The organism is uncultured Mailhella sp. (genome assembly GCF_944324995.1).
GTDB lineage: Bacteria > Desulfobacterota > Desulfovibrionia > Desulfovibrionales > Desulfovibrionaceae > Mailhella.
This window is the reverse complement of sequence record NZ_CALUYL010000003.1, coordinates 17,873-35,839: the sequence shown is the minus strand read 5'-3', so window position 1 is coordinate 35,839 and position 17,967 is coordinate 17,873. Positions and strand designations below refer to the sequence as shown.

Annotated in this window: 13 protein-coding genes and 1 tRNA gene; 11 read left to right on the top strand and 3 right to left on the bottom strand. The window is 61.0% G+C overall.

Annotation, left to right across the window (positions count from 1 at the left end; genetic code table 11):
• The first annotated feature begins 63 nt into the window (after positions 1 to 63).
• The 7 genes from Q0K02_RS02730 (at position 64) to Q0K02_RS02700 (ending at position 9,178) form a co-directional block, all read left to right on the top strand.
• Positions 64 to 1,446 (top strand): L-serine ammonia-lyase, encoded by a 1,383-nt coding sequence (locus tag Q0K02_RS02730; RefSeq protein WP_294484860.1) that lies wholly within the window; start codon positions 64 to 66, stop codon positions 1,444 to 1,446.
• 227 nt (positions 1,447 to 1,673) lie between these two features.
• Positions 1,674 to 2,468, top strand: coding sequence for a thioredoxin domain-containing protein (locus Q0K02_RS02725; protein WP_294484858.1), 795 nt, complete (start codon positions 1,674 to 1,676; stop codon positions 2,466 to 2,468).
• A gap of 4 nt (positions 2,469 to 2,472) precedes the next feature.
• Positions 2,473 to 3,402: a riboflavin biosynthesis protein RibF gene (ribF, locus tag Q0K02_RS02720; protein WP_294484857.1), complete on the top strand. Its 930-nt coding sequence runs from the start codon at positions 2,473 to 2,475 to the stop codon at positions 3,400 to 3,402.
• A gap of 304 nt (positions 3,403 to 3,706) precedes the next feature.
• Positions 3,707 to 3,800 (top strand) — tRNA-Ser (locus tag Q0K02_RS02715).
• 190 nt (positions 3,801 to 3,990) lie between these two features.
• Positions 3,991 to 5,205, top strand: coding sequence for a hypothetical protein (locus Q0K02_RS02710; RefSeq protein ID WP_294484855.1), 1,215 nt, complete (start codon positions 3,991 to 3,993; stop codon positions 5,203 to 5,205).
• Positions 5,206 to 5,531: 326 nt separating this feature from the next.
• A complete protein-coding gene (locus Q0K02_RS02705; RefSeq protein WP_294484853.1) occupies positions 5,532 to 5,960 on the top strand; it encodes a TOBE domain-containing protein in 429 nt (142 codons plus the stop codon).
• Positions 5,961 to 6,529: 569 nt separating this feature from the next.
• Positions 6,530 to 9,178: a pitrilysin family protein gene (locus Q0K02_RS02700; RefSeq protein WP_294484850.1), complete on the top strand. Its 2,649-nt coding sequence runs from the start codon at positions 6,530 to 6,532 to the stop codon at positions 9,176 to 9,178.
• 206 nt (positions 9,179 to 9,384) lie between these two features.
• Here the strand turns inward: Q0K02_RS02700 and Q0K02_RS02695 are convergent, their stop codons facing one another.
• Both Q0K02_RS02695 and Q0K02_RS02690 read right to left on the bottom strand, forming a co-directional pair.
• Positions 9,385 to 9,717, bottom strand: coding sequence for a CGGC domain-containing protein (locus tag Q0K02_RS02695; RefSeq protein WP_294484849.1), 333 nt, complete (start codon positions 9,715 to 9,717; stop codon positions 9,385 to 9,387).
• Between the two features lie 547 nt (positions 9,718 to 10,264).
• Positions 10,265 to 11,590 carry a hemolysin family protein gene (locus Q0K02_RS02690; protein WP_294484848.1) on the bottom strand — a complete coding sequence of 442 codons (1,326 nt, stop codon included), beginning with the start codon at positions 11,588 to 11,590 and terminating at the stop codon, positions 10,265 to 10,267.
• 420 nt (positions 11,591 to 12,010) lie between these two features.
• On the opposite strand from Q0K02_RS02690, the gene Q0K02_RS02685 reads away from it, so the two are divergent.
• Positions 12,011 to 12,982: a symporter gene (locus Q0K02_RS02685; RefSeq protein WP_294484847.1), complete on the top strand. Its 972-nt coding sequence runs from the start codon at positions 12,011 to 12,013 to the stop codon at positions 12,980 to 12,982.
• 48 nt (positions 12,983 to 13,030) lie between these two features.
• A complete protein-coding gene (locus tag Q0K02_RS02680) occupies positions 13,031 to 13,813 on the top strand; it encodes a carbon-nitrogen family hydrolase (RefSeq protein WP_294484846.1) in 783 nt (260 codons plus the stop codon).
• Between the two features lie 298 nt (positions 13,814 to 14,111).
• Here the strand turns inward: Q0K02_RS02680 and Q0K02_RS02675 are convergent, their stop codons facing one another.
• Complete coding sequence (locus tag Q0K02_RS02675; RefSeq protein ID WP_294484845.1) at positions 14,112 to 15,512, bottom strand: sodium-dependent transporter; 1,401 nt, start codon at positions 15,510 to 15,512, stop codon at positions 14,112 to 14,114.
• Between the two features lie 387 nt (positions 15,513 to 15,899).
• On the opposite strand from Q0K02_RS02675, the gene Q0K02_RS02670 reads away from it, so the two are divergent.
• Entirely contained in the window at positions 15,900 to 16,253 is a 354-nt protein-coding gene (locus tag Q0K02_RS02670) for a TraR/DksA C4-type zinc finger protein (protein ID WP_294484844.1), read from the top strand.
• 96 nt (positions 16,254 to 16,349) lie between these two features.
• Positions 16,350 to 17,966, top strand: coding sequence for a Na/Pi cotransporter family protein (locus Q0K02_RS02665; RefSeq protein ID WP_294484843.1), 1,617 nt, complete (start codon positions 16,350 to 16,352; stop codon positions 17,964 to 17,966).
• The last annotated feature ends 1 nt before the right edge of the window (position 17,967 follow it).

Below are 17,967 nucleotides of genomic sequence, written 5' to 3'. Positions count from 1 at the left end.
GCCTCTGGCCGCCCTTTTCCTGCGGCGACACTCCGGTTTGGGAGCGCCGCGCAAAACACAGTCATGAGGAGCCTCGTCATGCGGCCCATCACAACATCGCTTTTTTCCCTGTTCAAGGTGGGCCCCGGCCCGTCGAGCTCGCACACCATCGGTCCCATGACGGCCGGTCGTCTTTTTTCCTCCACGTGCGCCGAGCTTCCCCGCGAAATACTTGCCCGCGCCTCCCGCATACGGGTGCGCCTTTTCGGCTCTCTGAGCGCCACGGGCGCGGGGCACGGCACCGACGCCGCCGTGCTGGCGGGCCTGCTCGGCGTGCGTCCTGAAGACTGTCCTTCCGGCTATCTGGCCCGCCTGTCCGAAGAGCCGCTCAAGGATCACAAGGTGGAACTCGGCGTGGGCAGCGCGCTGGTTTCCCTGGCCGACGTCGTTCACGACGCCGTGGTTCACAACTATCCCTACAGCAACACGCTGGTGGCCGAACTGCTCGACGCCGGCGGCGAAGTGCTGTTCAGCAAGGCCTACTATTCCGTGGGCGGCGGCTTCGTGCAGTGGGACGGCTGGAAGGCTCCCGAACTCGGCGATCCGGTGTATCCGTACAGCAACATGAAGGAACTGCGGAACATCGTGCGCACTCAGGGTCTGAACATCTACGAAATCATGCTGGCCAACGAAACGGCCATCACCGGGGCGTCGCGTCCGGCCATCATCGATCAGCTCAACAACATTCTGGACAGAATGGAGGAATCGGTGCGGCACGGTCTTGCCGGCAGCGGCTACCTTGCCGGTCCCCTCAAGGTGGAGCGCAAGGCGCACATGCTTCAGGAACGGGCCCAGGCGCTTCATTCCTCCCCGGGCAAGTTCCTTGCCGGACTCAACGCCTACGCCTTTGCCGCCTCGGAGGAAAACGCCTCGGGCGGGGTCATCGTCACGGCGCCCACCTGCGGTTCGGCGGGCGTCATGCCCGCGCTCGTGTACGCCATGCGTCACGATCTCTTCATCGGCGACCGCGCCATCCGTGAAGGCTTTCTGGCCGCCGCGGCCGTGGGCTTCATCGCCAAGCACAACGCCAGCATCGCCGGGGCCGAAGTGGGCTGTCAGGGCGAAATCGGCGTGGCTTCCGCCATGGCCGCCGCCATGCTCACCGACGCGCAGGGCAATCCTTCCCGCTACGTGGAAAACGCCGCCGAAGTGGCTCTGGAACATCACCTCGGCATCACCTGCGATCCCGTGGGCGGCTATGTGCAGATTCCCTGCATCGAGCGCAACGCCATGGGCGCGGTCAAGGCCTTCAACGCGGCACTCATCAGCACGGGCACGCGCCCCGAGTCGCACCGCGTTTCCCTGGACGCCGCCATCGCCGCCATGGCAGAAACCGGCCGGGAAATGAGCCACAAGTTCAAGGAAACCTCCATGGGCGGCCTGGCCGTGAGCATGGTCACCTGCTGAAGACGCGGGAGCAGAGCCGCCTGAGGCATGCGCCGGAAAACGCGGCGTCTTTTCGCCGGGAGGCGCATGCATGACCGGGCGCTTCGGCGCTCTGAACGAAAAAACGCCGGGAAGCGGGCATGCAGAAAAGCCCCGCCGCGCTGCAATCCTGTGCCTGCGGGCCGCAACGTTGCGGCGGCTTGTCAGGTCGGTATGAAAAAGATATAGTCCCGCCAAAGGAGATGATTATGTCTTTTCTTCGTCATATATGTCTGACGCTTTTTCTGCTTTCCGGCGGACTTATGGTCGCTGCGCCGGTTCAGGCCGCGCCTTCCTCCGATATGAACGCGCAGCTTGAGGCGCTGCTCAAAGAGCATCCCGAACTTATTCTGAACGTGCTCAAGGATCACAGCGAAGAGCTGCTCGACATCGTTCAGCAGGGCTCGGACAAGCGCCGTCGCGCCGTGCTGCTGCGTCAGTGGGAAACGGAAATCGATCAGCCCAAGCAGGTGGCGCTGGAAGGTCGTCCCGTGGGCGGACCTGCCGACGCGCCCGTGACGATTATCGCCTTTTCCGACTTTCTCTGCACCTACTGCCATCAGGCCGCCTACACGGTGGGCAATCTGATGAAGCGGTATCCGGGCAAGATTCGTCTCGTGTTCAAGCAGATACCGAAGACGCAGGCCGGCCGCGTGGCCGGCGAGTGGTTCATTGCCGCCTATCAGATGGACAGGGCGAAGGCGTGGAAGATGTACGCGCTTACCTTCGACCGTCAGAAGGAAGTGGAAGAAGACGTGCTCTCCGCCATGCGCGCCATTGCCGCCGAGGCCGGATTCGACGCCAAGGCCGTGGAAGCCGCGGTGAAGAGCAAGGCCAGGGAACTCGACGCCCTCATGGCGGGCGACGCCGCCGACGCCAACGCGCTGGGCTTTGTGGGCACGCCGTATTTTCTCGTGAACAATATGGTGCTGCGCGGCGCGCTTCCCATGGAAAACTTCATAGACGCCGTGGAAATGGCTCTCAAGCATACGGCGGCCAAGTAAACTCATGATTGTATCTTCCGATCCGAACGCGCTCCGCAGGCAGGGGGCGTGGACTTCCTGCACGGCCACCGTCGGCAATTTCGACGGCGTGCATCGCGGGCATCAGGCGCTGCTGAGCAGCACGGTAAATAGCGCCCGCGAGCGTCAGGTGCCCGCCGTGGCGATCACGTTTGATCCTCATCCCGTTTCGGTGCTTTCGGCCCGCGCTCCCAAGGAACTGTGTTCCACGGCGCAGCGGCTCGAATACATGGAAGAGCTCGGCATCGACGCCGTGCTTCTGCTGCCGTTCACCAAGGAACTGGCGTCCCGCGGGGCCGACGACTTTTGTCGTCATGTGCTTGAGGAATCGCTGGCGGTGAGCGAGCTTTTTGTCGGATACGATTTCCGCATGGGACGGGATCAGGCCGGAGCGGATGCGCTGCGCGCCTGCATTCCGCACGTCACGCAGGTAGAGGCCGTGCTTGTGGACGGCGCGCCCGTGAGCTCCACGCGCATCCGCAAGGCGCTGGCCGAAGGGCGGCTGGACGAGGCGAATCTGCTTCTCGGGCGTCCTTTTTCCGTGCAGGGAGAAGTCGTTCACGGCGAGGGGCGGGGAGGGCCGCTTCTGGGCATACCTACGGCCAATCTCGATGTGCCCCATACGCAGGCCATGACGGCTCCGGCCGTGTACGCCACGTCGGCCCGTCTGCTGGACGGCGAAGGCGCGGGAGAGTGGCGCATGTCCGTGACGAGCTTCTGCAAGAATCCCACCTTCGACGGCTCCGCGCTGACCCTGGAGACGCACATCATGGATTTTTCCGGCGACATCTACGGCCGGGAACTGGAAGTGCGTTTTCTTGCGAAACTGCGTCAGGATCGACGCTTCGACGGGCTGGACGCTCTCATAGCGCAGCTGCACGCCGACATGGACGAGCGCCGTAGACTTCCGCTCTGAGCGCTGCGGCGGCAGCGTTTCGTCTGGACCCTGCGCCGCTTTGCAAGACATTGGAAAAAAGATCCGCTTTTTGAAGGCGGGTCTTTTTTTTCGGTTCGAGGCGGCGGCTAATCCGCAGCGGCGCAGGCTGCTTCCGCGCCTGACCGGACGCGGCGGGGGCTGCCCGAAAGGCTGAATGCTCGTGAGGCGCACGGCGTCCTGCTGCGTCTGCGGCGGGAGGCAGCGTGCGGGCGGCCGTTCTGCGGCAGGGGCCCGGAAAAAAGGCTTGCCCGCGGGCCTGTCTTCGTGTACAACACACGTTTGTGGAAAGGTAGCGAAGAGGCCGTAACGCGCTCGACTCGAAATCGAGTTATCGGTGATGAGCCGGTACGTGGGTTCGAATCCCACCCTTTCCGCCATACGGTTATATTTCCAGGGCTTTGATTGTCGCTTAGCGTCATCAAAGCCCTTTTGTTTTTTCTTGGACGGCGTGGTATCATGTTATCCGGTGACCCTGCCTGCCGCTGTTTTTTCCTGAGTGTCATTCGATAGGAAAGGGACGGGGCGCCTGACATTCCGGAGCCTGTGCTCACCGGCGGAGAACAGACGATGAAACTGCAGTTTGGCAACAATGCATTTTGCGGTCGTTTCGACTGGTATGAGTGGGGCGCTCCTGAGTATGTGGGAGCGGAAAGTATTGTGCGGGCCGTCAGAGACATGACAGGAGCAAAGAAGCGTCTGACCGGGGTCAGAGTCATCGGCGCAGCCTGTAATATGACGTGTTCCGCCATGGCCCGTTATGAGCATGAGCATGCTGTCAGACTCGGAACGGCACGCTCCGAAGACGCGTTGAAGAAAGCGCGGCGGCATCTCATGATTCCCCGGACCGTTCATCTGTGCGAGCCCTTCATTCTTGATTTTGAGGGCGGAACGTCGCTGGAGTTTCATCCCGGTGAAAATCTGCGAGCGAGGATAAGCGTCAATGCCGTTCCCCGGCAGTGCATGGAAGGTCTGAACACGCCGAATTTTGATGCCGACATGTTTTTCGGTCAGTACCTGAAGGGAAGGTATCTCCAGGACTTTTTTATTGTGGAAAAGAAGGAGTCGGACACTCTCTATCGTTTGTCGGGAAATGAACTGGACATGAAGACTAACAGCCATACCGGGTATCGGTATGTTTTCCGTTTTTCCGACAGCGCTGCACTCGTGGTCGACTCGTCTTATGGCTGGTACGGGCTTTCCCTTTCCGGTTACATGGAAGCGTCTCAGATGCCGTATCTGAGGTTCAGGGCCATGGCGCTGCCTGTGAGTCAGCCTTTGTTGTGCCATGGTGTCTGTGGGGATGGTTCGTTTTTTCTGGTGTACGGAACAGAGCCGGGGCAGAGACTCTGCGGCAGCGTTTCCGACTCCGTTTCGTTTTCCATGGATGAGGAAGTTCTTGACTGCTATTTGTACCCTTTTCTTGAAAAATGGCGTGACCCGTCGCTCAATGAGCGTAACCCTGACTATCAGAAGGCGGGCTTTGACTGGTACGGCAGCAACTTTTATGACAGAAAAGCCGTGCAGACCATGCTGAGCGACATAAAAAATGAGGTGGACGCGCTCAGGGAACACGGTGACAGCCCGTTTTTCAGGCAGCACATGGCGCTGCTGGAAGAAATGTCATGGCGTCCGTCGTGGCTGTCCTGCGCTGATTTGTCTGACATGACGCCTGACAGGGAACGCGCCCGGACCATCAGTTTTTTTGAACGCTTTTCCACAAGAATGGAAGGGCTTTTACGTGCTCTGCCTGATGACTGCATGATTGATGTCCTGGGGCCGTAGGTGTCGCACCTCTTTTGACCGGCATGTCGTCCATTCGGGGCAATGCTTGCATGAGCGCCGTCGAAGGGCCGCCGTCCCTTCAGATTTCGGCACGCCGTGGAAGGAGAGCTCGGGAAAATGCCATCTGGCAGCGGCAGGCATGGTGTGCCCTGCCGAAATTTATGCGATTGTCACCAGCAAAAGCACGTAAACTTTCGGCATTGCCCGGGCGTTCGATCCGCCTGCCCTGACGGCGGAAAATCTTTGGGAGACAGGGAAACAGGGCATTGACAGCTCTTTGGCGGTGAGTAATCCTAGAACAAACCCCTTAGGAAGGAGTCGACCCCATGAAAGTCACCACGAGGAATATTTTGGAAGGTGTGGTTGCGTCTGTAAAAAGAGGCGTTGTCAACGATGAGGTCGATATCGACCTCAAGGGCGGTTTGAAGGTCGCCGCCGTCGTGACCTGCCAAAGCACCGAAACGCTCAAGCTGGAACCCGGCCGCGAAGTGCTGGCCATGGTGAAGGGCGTGAACGTTCTGCTTGTGCGCGAGAGCGACGGCTATATTCTTTCTTCGCGCAACATGCTGCCCGGCAAGGTCGTGAGCGTGAAAAAAGGGCAGATCATGGCCAGCGTGGCCGTGGAGCTGGAAAACGGCGAGCGTCTGACCTCCGTATGCACGGTGGACAGCGCAGATGACGCCGGCATTGCCGAAGGCGTGCATGTGCTGGCCGCCATCAAGGCTCCGCATGTGATTCTTGCCGCCAGGCAGTAGTCCCTTCGACAGGAGCGCTGCTCCTGCAAAATGAGTTGTCCGGAATATGGTCGGGTTCGACGATATTCCGGCTTTTTTTTGCCCATCGACGTTCGGAGGCTCCCAAGGCAATGCGGCGCGTTTCCATGTCGAAGGCGCGGAATGTCCGCCGCGATATCGCCGGTCGATGTTCGTCTTCTGGTCGGATTCGGCGTGCCTTCGCGGACTTTCCCGGTCAGGCGCGCAGACTGCCGCGCGTCTTTTTGCGTTTTGAAGCGGCCCGGTTGCCTGATCGGGGTACGCGTCATATTTCTTTTTTGTTCAATGCGGCGTTTTTTTGCGAAAAGCGTTTCCCGAGCTGGGGCGTTCGGCGCAGTTTTTCGGGCAGTTGCAAGAATTTGTCACGAAAAAGAGTCGGAAAAATTATGGCGGAAAAACAAGGACTGTGCCACAGCTGGAAAGACGCCGCGGCGGGAAGCGGGCCGCGGACGCGTTGAGGACGGCGCGGCGTTGTCATCGACGCCGAACGAGCATCGCGCGGAAGCGCTGAACTGTTCCGGCCGACGGCCGGGTGAGCATACGAGGTGACTATGCGTTTTTTTAAATGGTGCGCCAACGTGGCGCTGGCGGTATGCCTGGCGCTGGGCGGCACGGGAGCGGCGCAGGCCGTTTCCGACATACAGATATTCCGTCTGGAAAACGGACTGACCGTGCTGGTGCGGGAAGACAGTCGTTTTCCGCTGGTTTCGGTGCGTCTTTTCGTGAAGGCCGGCTCGGCCTGGGAAAAGCCGGAAGAGGCGGGCATGAGCCATCTTCTGGAACACATGGTGTTCAAGGGCTCCAAGACCAGCGGCCCGGGCGTGGACAAGCGCGTGGAAAACGCGGGCGGCTCCATGAACGCCTACACGTCCTATGACATGACCACCTATCTGACCGATTTGCCCGCCGCAAAGTGGAAGGACGCCATGACCGCGGTGCGCGATCTCGCCTTTGACCCGCTGCTGCGTCAGGCCGATCTGGACGCGGAACGGGAAGTGGTCATTGCGGAAAAGAAGCAGCGCGGCGACAGCCCCATGACGAAGCTCTTCCAGACGGCGCTTGCGCACACGCTGAAGGGCACGCCCTACGAAACGCCGGTCATCGGCACGGAAAAGGCGCTGCGCGGCGTGACGCCCGAGATGATGCGCGACTACATTCGGCGGCGCTACGATCCGCGGGACATGGTGCTCTCGGTGGCGGGCGACGTGAAGGCGTCCGACATTCTGGCCGAGGCGAAAACGCTGTTCGGCGGCTACCGGAACAACAACGTGCTCAAGGTGGAGCCGTCCTTTGATCCTGCCGATCTGGCGCAGGGGCTGGTGGTCGATGTGGAGGCCGGGCCCTGGGACAAGGCGTTCGTGTCGCTGTCTTTCCCGCTGCCGGGCATGAAGGATGAGCTGCTGCCAGCGGCCGACGTGCTGGCGCATCTTCTCTCCGGCGACGACACCGCGCTGCTGCCCGTGTCGTTCCGCATTCAGAAGCCGGTGGTGGACAGCGTGAGCGCTTCGGCCATGAGCTTTGAGCGGGCGGGCGCGTTCATGATTCTGGCGCAGCTCGACGCCGACAAGACGCCCGAATATCTGCGCGACCTGGGCAAAACGCTGGCCTCGCTCAAGGCGACGGACTTCACCGACGAGCAGATTGCCCGCGCCCGTCTGAACCTTGAGGACAATTACCTGCGCGGCCTTGAGAACATTGCCGACGTCGCGGAGACCATGGGCTCGGAATATTTTTATGATCCGTCCAGCGTGGGCGGCGAGCGTTATCTTTCTGCGGTGCGCAGCGTGGGACGCAAGCAGATTCAGGAAGTCATCGACCGCTGGCTGCGCCCCGACGCGCTGACCGTGGCCGCACTGGTTCCGCAGGGAGAAAAGGGCGGAGCCGCGGCGCTGGACGGTGCCGCGGCAAAGGCCGCGCTCGTGCAGGGCTGGCCGGAAGCGGGCAAGGCCGCGCCCGCCGAAGCGAAGAAGAACAAGGCCGACACGGCGCTTCGCCCCGAAGTGATTTCCCTCGGCGAGGGCCGCACGCTCGTGCTTCTTCCCGACAGGTCGCTGCCGTACGTGTCCGCCGCGCTGAGCTTTTCCGGCGGCGAGCTTCTGGCAGGCGACAATGAGGAAGGTCTGGCGGCTCTCACCGCGGCCGCGCTGCCCACGGGCACGAAGAACCGCAGTCTGAGCGACATCAACGTGTACCTTTCCGGTCGCGCGGCGGGGCTTTCCGCGGGAAGCGGTCTGCGTTCGTTCAGCGTGCAGATGGACGCCCCCGCAAAGTTTGCGCCCGAGGTGTTCGCGCTCATGAAGGAAGTGCTGGAACAGCCCGCCTTCCGCGACGAAGACGTGGAGCGCGTGAAGCGCGAACAGATAGCCTCCATCGTGAGCAGCGAGCAGAGCGCCATGGGCCTGCTCGGCAGGAATCTGCGGCATTTCCTTTTCGGCAAGGGATCCTACGCGCACAGAAACGACGGCGATCCCGCCGTGGTGGCCAAGTACACGGCAAAGGACGTTGCGGCGTTCTGGAACCGGCAGAAGGAGCGTCCGTGGGTGCTTTCCGTGGCGGGCGACTTCGACCGCGCGCAGGTGGAAGCGTTTGTGAAGTCGCTGCCTGCGCCTTCGGCAAAGGCGCTTGAGAGCGAGGCCCCCGCGTGGACGAAGGAAAAGACGTGGAGCATGAAGCTGCCCGGACGCAATCAGGCCGTGTACCTCATGCTCTTCCCCACGGCGGGCGCGGAGGATGCCGACAGACCGGCGCTGCGTCTGCTTTCGGAATCGCTCGGCGGATTCACCGGCAAGCTTTATCAGGATCTGCGGGAAAAGCAGAGCCTCGGCTACTCGGTGTTTCCTGTGGACTGGGCCGGAAAGGATACGGGTTTTCTTGCCTTCGGCATTATCGCCTCGCCGGAAAATCTGGACAAGGCCAGGGCGTCCTTTGAAGCCATCGTGCGCGATCTGCACGAAAATCTGCTCCCGGAGGAAACGCTGGAGCGGGCCAAGGCCGTGGCCGAGGCCAACTACTACCGCGCAAGGCAGAGCCGCGCCATGCGCGCCGGAGAGGGCGCGGCCAACATTCTGAACGGTCACGGCCTTGACTACGGCCGCGAATGCCTTGAGGCCATGAAGGCCGTGGATGCGAAGACGCTGCGCGAAACGGCGCGCAAGTATCTGGATCTGAACCGCGCCTATGATCTTCGCGTGACGCCGTAGCGGCGCGAAGGCTGCGGAACGCGGTTCCGCCGCCTGGGCGGATAAGTGAAAACAGCAGGGGGCGACGGAGTATTCCGTCGCCCCCTTTCATGTTCAGGAGATTGAGGAGCGGAAGTGATTACAAAAGAACCCGCCTCCCCGGCGAGGGGAGCGCAAGCGGCCGGAGCCGGAGCGCGCCGCCCGGCGAAGGGGAAAGCGGCGAAGAATCAGTGCGTCCAGTCGATGACGGGAACCGCGTCGCCCAGCTTCTTTTCTATGGCTGCCTTCATGGCCTCGGCGTTCGGGCAGGGCATGCCTATGGGACTGCCCTTGCGTATGCAGGAGGCGAGAAACACGGCTTCGGCTCCGCGATCGACCAGCATTTTCGCCCGGGTGACGGCGTGCTTGCCCGGGCAGCCGCCGCAGCTCACGAATCCCACGATTTCGCAGGGCGCAAAGGATTCAAAGGCCATGGTTCCCGCGCCTGCGCATTTGAAGTCCGTGGTGCCGGGGCACATGTCTTCGGTCTGCTGGCAGCGTATGATGCCTATTTTCTTCATGATGTCCTCCTTGCCGCAGGGGCGGCTTCCGCTCAGCTTACGCCGGGAGCCCGGGATCGCGCAAGAGCGGCGGCAAAAAACGCGGAGCCGGGGAGGCTACATTGCAAAATGTTGCACGACGGGAAAGAGTTTGAAACGTGACTTTCCTTCCCGCTCATGTACAAGGGAGCTGTCGAAGGTTGTCAGCTCCCCTGGATAACCAGAGATTTTCATACTCTTCTCCTCCATACCCCCCTTTCCATGCCGGCCGGTTCCCAGCTCCACGAACCGGCCGGTTTCTTTTGGCGTGAGCGGCAGACTTTCGGGCGTGCTGCTTCGCGCAGGACGATTCCCCAGCGTGGACAGGTGGAACATCTGCCCGGCAGTCCTGCTGCTTCGCGCAGGACGAGGCACGAAAAAAAAGGCCGGACGATGACTCGTCCGGCCGCGGCGTCGTCGGCTCAGGATTCCGTAAAAGGGGCTGCTTCGCGCCGAGGTCTGCGAAGCGTACGGAAGTCTGCGCCGCCGCCGGCTGCTTTTTTCCGGCGGGTGGCTCCGCCGGAACGGGTTATTCCTTCTCCTCGGCCTTGGCCTCCCCGGGCAACTTTTCCGCAAGAATCTTGTCTATCATGTTGCCGTCCATGTCCACCACCTCGAAGCGCCAGCCCTGACAGACAACGTGATCGCCCTCGCGGGGAATGCGGCCCGTCAGGTACATGAACATGCCGCTCAGAATGGTGTAGTATCCTTTGTCCTCGGCGGGCAGCGTCTGAATGCCGAGCCTGTCCTTGAGTTCCGGCACGGGAATGCCGCCGTCCATGAGCCAGCTGCCGTCCTCGCGCTGCACGGCCCAGGAATCCTCGTGCGGTGTGTCGATCTGTCCGGCCAGCGCCGTGAGAATGTCGCGGGGCGTGACGATGCCCTGCAGCGTGCCGTATTCATCGACAATGAATACGACGTGCAGACGCTGTTCCTGAAAGCGTTTCAGCAGCTCCAGACTGGTGAGCGTTTCCGGCACGAACACGGGCGGAAGACACTGGGCGGTCAGCTCGCGGGAAAAGGTTTCGGCGTCGTTTGCGGATTCCGCGCACAGCAGCAGCGCCTGATTGGTGCGTATGACGCCGAGCAGATTGCCGAGACCGCCGTTGCACACCGGCAGCCAGGAATGCTCGAATTCCTTCAGCACGTTCAGATTTTCCTGCGGGGAGAGCTGCGTATCCAGAAAAAGCACGTCGGCGCGGGGCACCATGATGGAGTTTACCGGACGGTCGTCGAGGCGGAAAATGTTGCGCAGCATGTCGCGCTGACGGCTTTCGATGGCTCCCGCTTCCGAACTTTCGTCGATCATGGCCTGAATTTCCTCTTCGGTGACGGTCTGACTCTCGTCGGGCCGCGCGCCCAGAATGCGCAGAATGAGGCTGGTGGACCAGGAAAGAAGCAGCACGAAGGGAGCGCTTATTTTTGCAAGGGCCGTCATGGGCCGCGCCACGAGACAGGCCATGCGCTCGGGTGCGAGCTGTCCGAGGCGCTTGGGCACGAGTTCGCCCACCACGATGGACAGATAGGTGACCGCCATGACCACGACCACGGTGGCCAGCATGCCCGCCGTGGCGGTCGGAACGCCGAGGCTTTCGTGCATCCACAAGGAGAGCGGCCCGGCCAGGGCCGATTCACCGAAAATGCCGCTCAGAAGCCCGATGGACGTGATGCCTATCTGTATGGCGGAAAGAAAGCGGGTGGGGTGTTCGCCGAGACGTATGGCGGCCTGTGCGGCCTTGTCGCCGGCGGCGGCCCTCGGAGAGAGCCGTGCCTTGCGGGCGGTCACGAGGGCGATTTCAGACATGGCAAAAATGCCGTTCAGCACGATGAGCACTATAAGAATAATTATTTCCATGTATTGATTGTCATAATTATCGCAAAAGTGTCAATGCCTTTTTTGAATATGCAATCAATTCCTCTTCTTTTTGTTGAAATTGCCATGAATCAAGATGCTTTTATTTCTTATGCGTGCATGTTGTTGAAAACATCCGTGAATGATAACGCTCCATGATGTGCAGTCGTGGAGAATAGTAAAGATGTTGCTTTGTGCGGAACAAACGAAGAGATGCGGAGAATAAGACGGCGATGCCGTTCTTTGTGATTTTTGAAGAGAACTGTGCAGAGGTCGGCAGATGCGCGGAGCCTGCGGCATGGGCTTGCTGTGGAGGTTTTCACTTTTTTTCGCATGGTTGCAGGAGCGGAGCTTTTGCGGCTATGGTTTGAAAAGTATTTGGAAACGCCCGCGTCGGCGGGCGAGCGCCTTTCGGACAGAAGCATGAAACGTATTCTTGTTTTTCTCAAGCAGTGGGCTCTGGTGGCGGCCATCATCGCCGGTGCGCTGGGGCACTCCGTCTTTTCCTGTTTTTCCTTTCTTTCTCCGTATCTGCTCATAGTCATGCTGCTGTTCACGTTCTGCGGCATGTCGCTGCGAACGGTGCGCATTCATCGTCTGCACGTCATGCTGCTCGCGCTGCAGATGGCGGGAAGTCTGGCCCTGTATCTGATTCTTGTGCGATGGAACGATCTTGCGGCGCAGACTGTGGGCCTCATCATGCTTGTGCCCACGGCCACGGCCGCCGCCACCATTACCGGCATGCTCGGCGGCAGCGTGGGTTTTCTGGCGACCTACGTGTTTCTCGGCACGTTTTCTTCCATCGTGGCCGCGCCGCTGCTCGTGCCCATGATGGCTCCCGGGCACGTGGACATGCCGTTCTTTTCGTCCATGCTGTCGGTGTTCTTCAAGGTCGGCCCTATTCTCTTCGTGCCTTTTTTCTGCGCGCTCGCGCTCCAGTCCTTTGCGCCGCGCGTGTGTGAGAGCATAGTCCGCAAGAGCTTCGTTTCCTATTATCTCTGGGTGGCCATGATTCTCATTCTCATGGGCAGCACCTTCGACATGCTGCTCTCTCCCGGTCGCAAGGACGTCGGAGCGGAAATCGTGGTGGCCGTGTGCGGCGTGGTGGTGTGCATGCTGCAGTTTCTGGTGGGCAAGCTGATCGGCTCCCTGTATCACCGGCGCATTTCCGCCGGTCAGGCGCTGGCGCAGAAGAATCTGATGCTGGCCATGTGGCTGGCCTTTCAGTATTTCGATCCCATGGTGGTGGTCGGGCTTGCGGCCTATTCCGTCACGCAGAACGTGTTCAACGCCACGCAGCTCTGGCTCAAGGGCCGGATGGACGGGCGGGTGCAGGAGCGGCTGCATGCGTATCACGAGCAGAAGCATCACGGCGCGGACGGAGGCGTGAAGTAATACGGCGGCGACGCCGGAGAGCGAACAGAACAGGCATGGAGGTGCGGCGTGAAGATTGGTGTGTTGCAGATGGACGTGGTCAAAGGCGACCGTCAGGCCAACCGGGAAAAGGCGCAGCGTCTTGCGGCAGAGGCCGCGGCTCTGGCGGGGCCGCCGGACGCGCTGGTGCTGCCGGAACTGTGGTCCACGGGCTACGCGCTGGAGCGGGCCGGGGAACTCGCCTCGCCTCTGGGGCGGGAGGATGCCGCTTTTCTCGGAGAGCTTGCGCGGCGGCATCATGCGGCGTTTATCGGCGGCTCCGTGCTTTCGGAACAGGGCGGAAAGGTGTTCAACCGCGCGCAGGTTATTGACGTGGAAGGCCGGTACGTGACCGGCTACGACAAGATTCATCTGTTCCGCCTGATGGATGAACACAGGTTTCTGGCCAGGGGCCGGGAGACGTGTTTGTTTTCGTTTTCGGGCATGCGCTGCGCGCTGGTCATATGCTACGACATCCGCTTCTGTGAGCTCATCCGCAAGCTGGCCGTGGCCGGGGCCGAGGCTCTGTTCGTCAGCGCCGAGTGGCCCATGGTCAGGCGTGATCACTGGGAAACGCTGCTGCGCGCCCGCGCCATTGAAAATCAGATGTACGTGGTGGCCTGCAACCGCTGCGGCGGCGAGGACGGGGAACGGTTTGCGGGGCATTCCATGATCGTTGCGCCGGACGGCGAGGTGCTGGCCTGCGCCGGAGACGGCGAAGAAGTCATTGCGGCGGAACTGGATGCGGAGCGCGTCCGCCGCGTGCGGGAGAGCATTCCCGTGTTTCTCGACAGGGAACCCGAGCTCTACTGAACGCAGGGTGAGAACAGGCCAGGCCGCCCCGGCAGGGCCGCGGCGATGCGCCCGATCCTGCCGGAATGTTCCGCGCCAGACGTCGGAGAGGTTCGCAGGTGCTGAGATGCCCCGCGCCTCGGGCATGTTCCGCTTCCGGCGGCTGTTCGCGGCTTTGCACTAACGGCAACGTTTGCAGCGCGCCGGAAAACGACAGGAGAAAAACAAAAAGCGCCTTCCTTCGGGAAGGCGCTTTTTGTTCAGGTCAAAGACGCGCGTGTTGCGCCGGGGCAAGACAATGCCCGGCGCAACGCCGAGGTCAGATTTTGATGATGCCGAGGGCTGCGGCCACGGAGGAGACGAGCACCACGAGCAGCAGCAGGGGGGCGAGCCAGGAAATGCAGATGCGGAAGATCTTTTCGCCGTGGAAGGCGGAGGAGAGCTTCACTTCGGAAATGAGGTTTTCGATGCCCACGATGCGGCCGATGAGCAGGCAGGTGAGCATGGCGGCCAGCGGGCAGAGAATGAGGCTGGCGAGGAAGTCCATCATGTCGAGGATGCTGAGTCCGGCAATGGAAATGAAGTCCCACACGCCGAAGCCGAGGGAGCAGGGCACGCCGAGGGCGATGGCTTCAAAGGTCATGAACAGAGCGCTCTTTCTGCGCGACCAGTGAAGTTCGTCGGTGAGGGTGGACACGCAGGTTTCCATGATGGAAATGCTGGAGGTGAGGGCGGCGAAGAACACCATGAGGAAGAACACGGCGCCGATGATGCCGCCGAAGCCCATGCTCTCGAAGATTTTGGGAATGGTGATGAACATGAGCGAGGGGCCGGCGTTCAGCGCTTCGGCGGTGCCGCCGGAGAAGGCGAACACGGCGGGAATGATCATGAAGCCGGCGAGCGTGGCGACGAGGGTGTCCATGAGGCCGATGCTGTAGGTGGCTTCTTCGACGTTGACGTCCTTCTTCATGTAGGAGCCGTAGGTGATGAGGATGCCCATGCCTATGGACAGGGAGAAGAAGAGCTGGCCGCAGGCGGCCACCACGGTCATGATGGAGAACTTGGAGAAGTCGGGCACGAGATAGTAGTAGATGCCCGCGCCCGCGCCGGGACGGGTCATGGAATAGACGGCCACGATGACGGCGAGCACGAGCAGCAGGGGCATCATGACGCGCGAGGCGCGTTCCACGCCGCCTTCCACGCCCTTGAGAATGATGCCGAGGGTGCAGCCGAGGAAGATGAGATTCCAGAGAATGGGTTCGAGCGGCGAGGAGATGAAGCTGCCGAAGTAGCCGTCTCCGGCCACGAGGCTGACGTCGCCCACGACGTACTCGAACAGATATTTCACGATCCAGCCGCCGATGAGGCAGTAGTAGGGCAGAATGAGCATGGGCACGACGGCGTTGACCCAGCCGCCGAACACCAGGAAGGGATTGCGCTGCATCTGACCGAAGGCGCGATAGGCGCCCACGGGGCTGAGTCTGGTCTTTCTGCCGAGGCTGGTTTCGGCCACGATGAGCGAGTAGCCGAAGGTGAGCATGAGAATGAGATAGACCAGCAGGAAGATGCCTCCCCCGTACTTGGCGGCGAGATAAGGAAAGCGCCAGATGTTGCCGAGGCCCACGGCAGAGCCGGCCACGGCGAGAATGAAACCTATGTTGCCGGAAAAGAGGCCGCGGGCACTGCCTTTGCCAGGATCGGATGAGGCCTGCTGGGACATGTGTGACTCCTGAAGGAAAAAGTGTTCGCAACAGGATATAAGAAGGATGAGAAAATGACAAGCCGGAAATGTGTTTTGGCTCGGCAGGCGCGCCGGAGAGAGGCGATGCGGCGGTTTTGCATGCGATTTTCGCGTGTTCTCGCTGCCATCATATCTTCATGAAAACGTCATCGCGGCGTGACGTTTTTTCCCGGGATGCGTGGTAGAGTGCTTCCTGATGTTTTCCGGCGCGCGGCATGCGTGATAATGTTGTCCGCCTTGCCGGTGTATCATCGTTTTTCCCGCGGCGGTCTGCTAGGGTTTGATCGAAACCGGGCGGAGCCGCGATGCCGGTCGTGCGCGGCCTGTGCGGCGAACCGGTTCCGAATCTGTCATCCGGAGGTCTTTATGATGGAAGCGGGAACTCTTGAACGTCTGAATGCCGAACTTGAGGAGGAGCAGGAACGTCTGCGGTATCTGCGGGGCCTGTTTCAGGGCGAATCCATGCCGGACAAGCTCGACGACGCCCTGCACATGGAGTCCGTGCGCTTTGCGGGCACCCTTGCCGACAGAAGCGCCAGGCGACTGAGCGCCCTGCGCAGACTGGCGCTCGGCGGCGCGGGGGAGGACCGCTTCTGCGAAGACTGCGGGGAACCCATTCCGCTCTCCCGCATCCTGGCCGCGCCCGAATGCGTGTGCTGCCGCCGCTGCCAGGCCGTGCGCGAAGGCGATCCCGCCGCGCTCGCCGAGCTTGAGGACTGATTGTGTCCCGGGATGTCATAAGACTGTAATACTCACGTCACATGAGTTTGGCATGCTGCTCCGAAATCACAGGACAGTTGATCACGGAGTGAGAGTATGTCGTTTTTTACAGCCATGCAGCTTTTAGGCGGCGTGGGAATTTTTCTCTACGCCATCAAGCTCATCAGCGAATCCCTGCAGATGGTGGCCGGCGAGAGACTGCGCAACATCATAGGCATGTTTACGAAAACGCCCGTTCTGGGCGTTTTTTTGGGTACGGCCGTCACCATGGTCATTCAGAGCAGCAGCGCGACCACCGTCATGACGGTGAGCTTCGTGGACGCCGGTCTCATGAATCTTACCCAGGCCATCGGCGTCATCATGGGAGCCAACATCGGCACCACGGTCACGGGACAGATTCTGGCCTTCCGGGTCAAGGATCTGGCGTATCTGTTCGTCATCGTGGGCGTGCTGCTCATTTTCGTCTGCCCGTCCAGAAAGCTCAAGCATCTGGGCGAAGGGCTGCTCGGCTTCGGACTGCTCTTCATAGGCATGCAGACCATGGAAAGTTCCATGGCCTTTCTGCGCGACAGGCAGGATCTTTTCCTCGCCTTCAGCAATAATCCGCTGCTCGGCCTTGCCGCGGGCACGCTGCTCACGCTGCTTGTGCAGTCGAGTTCCGCCACGGTGGGTCTGACCATCGCCCTCGGCACGCAGGGACTCATTCCCCTGGAAGCGGCCATTCCCATCATTTTCGGCGACAACATCGGCACCACGGTCACGGCGGTGCTGGCGGCGCTCGGCACGGGACGCGCCGCGCGTCAGGCCTGCGCGGCCCACGTGCTGTTCAACGTCATAGGCGTGTGCATCTGGATGCCGCTCATGCCTCTGTGGATCGGCTTCATCGAAGCGTCGTCCTCGTCCATCGGGCATCAGATAGCCAACGCCCACACCATGTTCAACATCTGCAACACCATTCTTTTCCTGCCCTTCGTCAAGCCTTTCGCGGCGCTCATCCGCAAGATCATTCCCGACGCGGACCGCATCGACCGCCGCGACGCCGCCTATCTCGATCCTCATCTCATCCAGCGCACGCCCGTGGTGGCCGTGAGCGCCGTGAAGCATGAATGCCGTCACATGGGCGAAATCGTGCTCGAACTTCTGGATCGCACGGAAAAGGTGTTCTTCGAGGAGAAGGACGACGAGAAGGAAGAAGTGCTGCGTCTGGAAGAAAAAATCGACAGGCTGGAAACGGCGATCCGCAGCTATGCTTCGGACATCATGCAGACCGGTCTTGACGGAAAGGACGCCGACATGCTGGAAGCCTGCGTGGTGAGCGCGGGCGATCTCGAACGCATAGGCGACAAGGGCAAGAGACTCATCGACTTTTACGAATACCGCAGAAAGAGGGGCGACGACTTTTCTTCTGCGGCCATGAACGAAATACGTTCGCTCTTTTTTGAAACGCGTCGGGCCGTGCGGCTGGCGCTGGACGTGTTCGGCTCCGAACCGTTCACCGCCAGAGAGAAGGAAACGCTGGACGCCCTGGCCGATCATATCCGCGAGCTGGAATCCTCGCTGCGGGCAAGCCACGCTTCCCGCCTGAGCGCCGGACACTGCTCTCCCGAATCCGGTCTGGTCTTCATTGACGTGCTTGGAGCCATCGAGCAAATAGCGTATCGTTCAAGAAAGATCGCCGATCACATGGCGGGTCGGCAGAGTGCGGAGGCGTAAC

Bases quoted from the DNA above. Each gene is read 5' to 3' on its own strand.
- Q0K02_RS02730 (WP_294484860.1), top strand. From the start codon at position 64: ATGAGGAGCCTCGTCATGCGGCCCATCACAACATCGCTTTTTTCCCTG.
- Q0K02_RS02725 (WP_294484858.1), top strand. From the start codon at position 1,674: ATGTCTTTTCTTCGTCATATATGTCTGACGCTTTTTCTGCTTTCCGGC.
- ribF (WP_294484857.1), top strand. From the start codon at position 2,473: ATGATTGTATCTTCCGATCCGAACGCGCTCCGCAGGCAGGGGGCGTGG.
- Q0K02_RS02710 (WP_294484855.1), top strand. From the start codon at position 3,991: ATGAAACTGCAGTTTGGCAACAATGCATTTTGCGGTCGTTTCGACTGG.
- Q0K02_RS02705 (WP_294484853.1), top strand. From the start codon at position 5,532: ATGAAAGTCACCACGAGGAATATTTTGGAAGGTGTGGTTGCGTCTGTA.
- Q0K02_RS02700 (WP_294484850.1), top strand. From the start codon at position 6,530: ATGCGTTTTTTTAAATGGTGCGCCAACGTGGCGCTGGCGGTATGCCTG.
- Q0K02_RS02695 (WP_294484849.1), bottom strand. From the start codon at position 9,717: ATGAAGAAAATAGGCATCATACGCTGCCAGCAGACCGAAGACATGTGC.
- Q0K02_RS02690 (WP_294484848.1), bottom strand. From the start codon at position 11,590: ATGGAAATAATTATTCTTATAGTGCTCATCGTGCTGAACGGCATTTTT.
- Q0K02_RS02685 (WP_294484847.1), top strand. From the start codon at position 12,011: ATGAAACGTATTCTTGTTTTTCTCAAGCAGTGGGCTCTGGTGGCGGCC.
- Q0K02_RS02675 (WP_294484845.1), bottom strand. From the start codon at position 15,512: ATGTCCCAGCAGGCCTCATCCGATCCTGGCAAAGGCAGTGCCCGCGGC.
- Q0K02_RS02670 (WP_294484844.1), top strand. From the start codon at position 15,900: ATGATGGAAGCGGGAACTCTTGAACGTCTGAATGCCGAACTTGAGGAG.
- Q0K02_RS02665 (WP_294484843.1), top strand. From the start codon at position 16,350: ATGTCGTTTTTTACAGCCATGCAGCTTTTAGGCGGCGTGGGAATTTTT.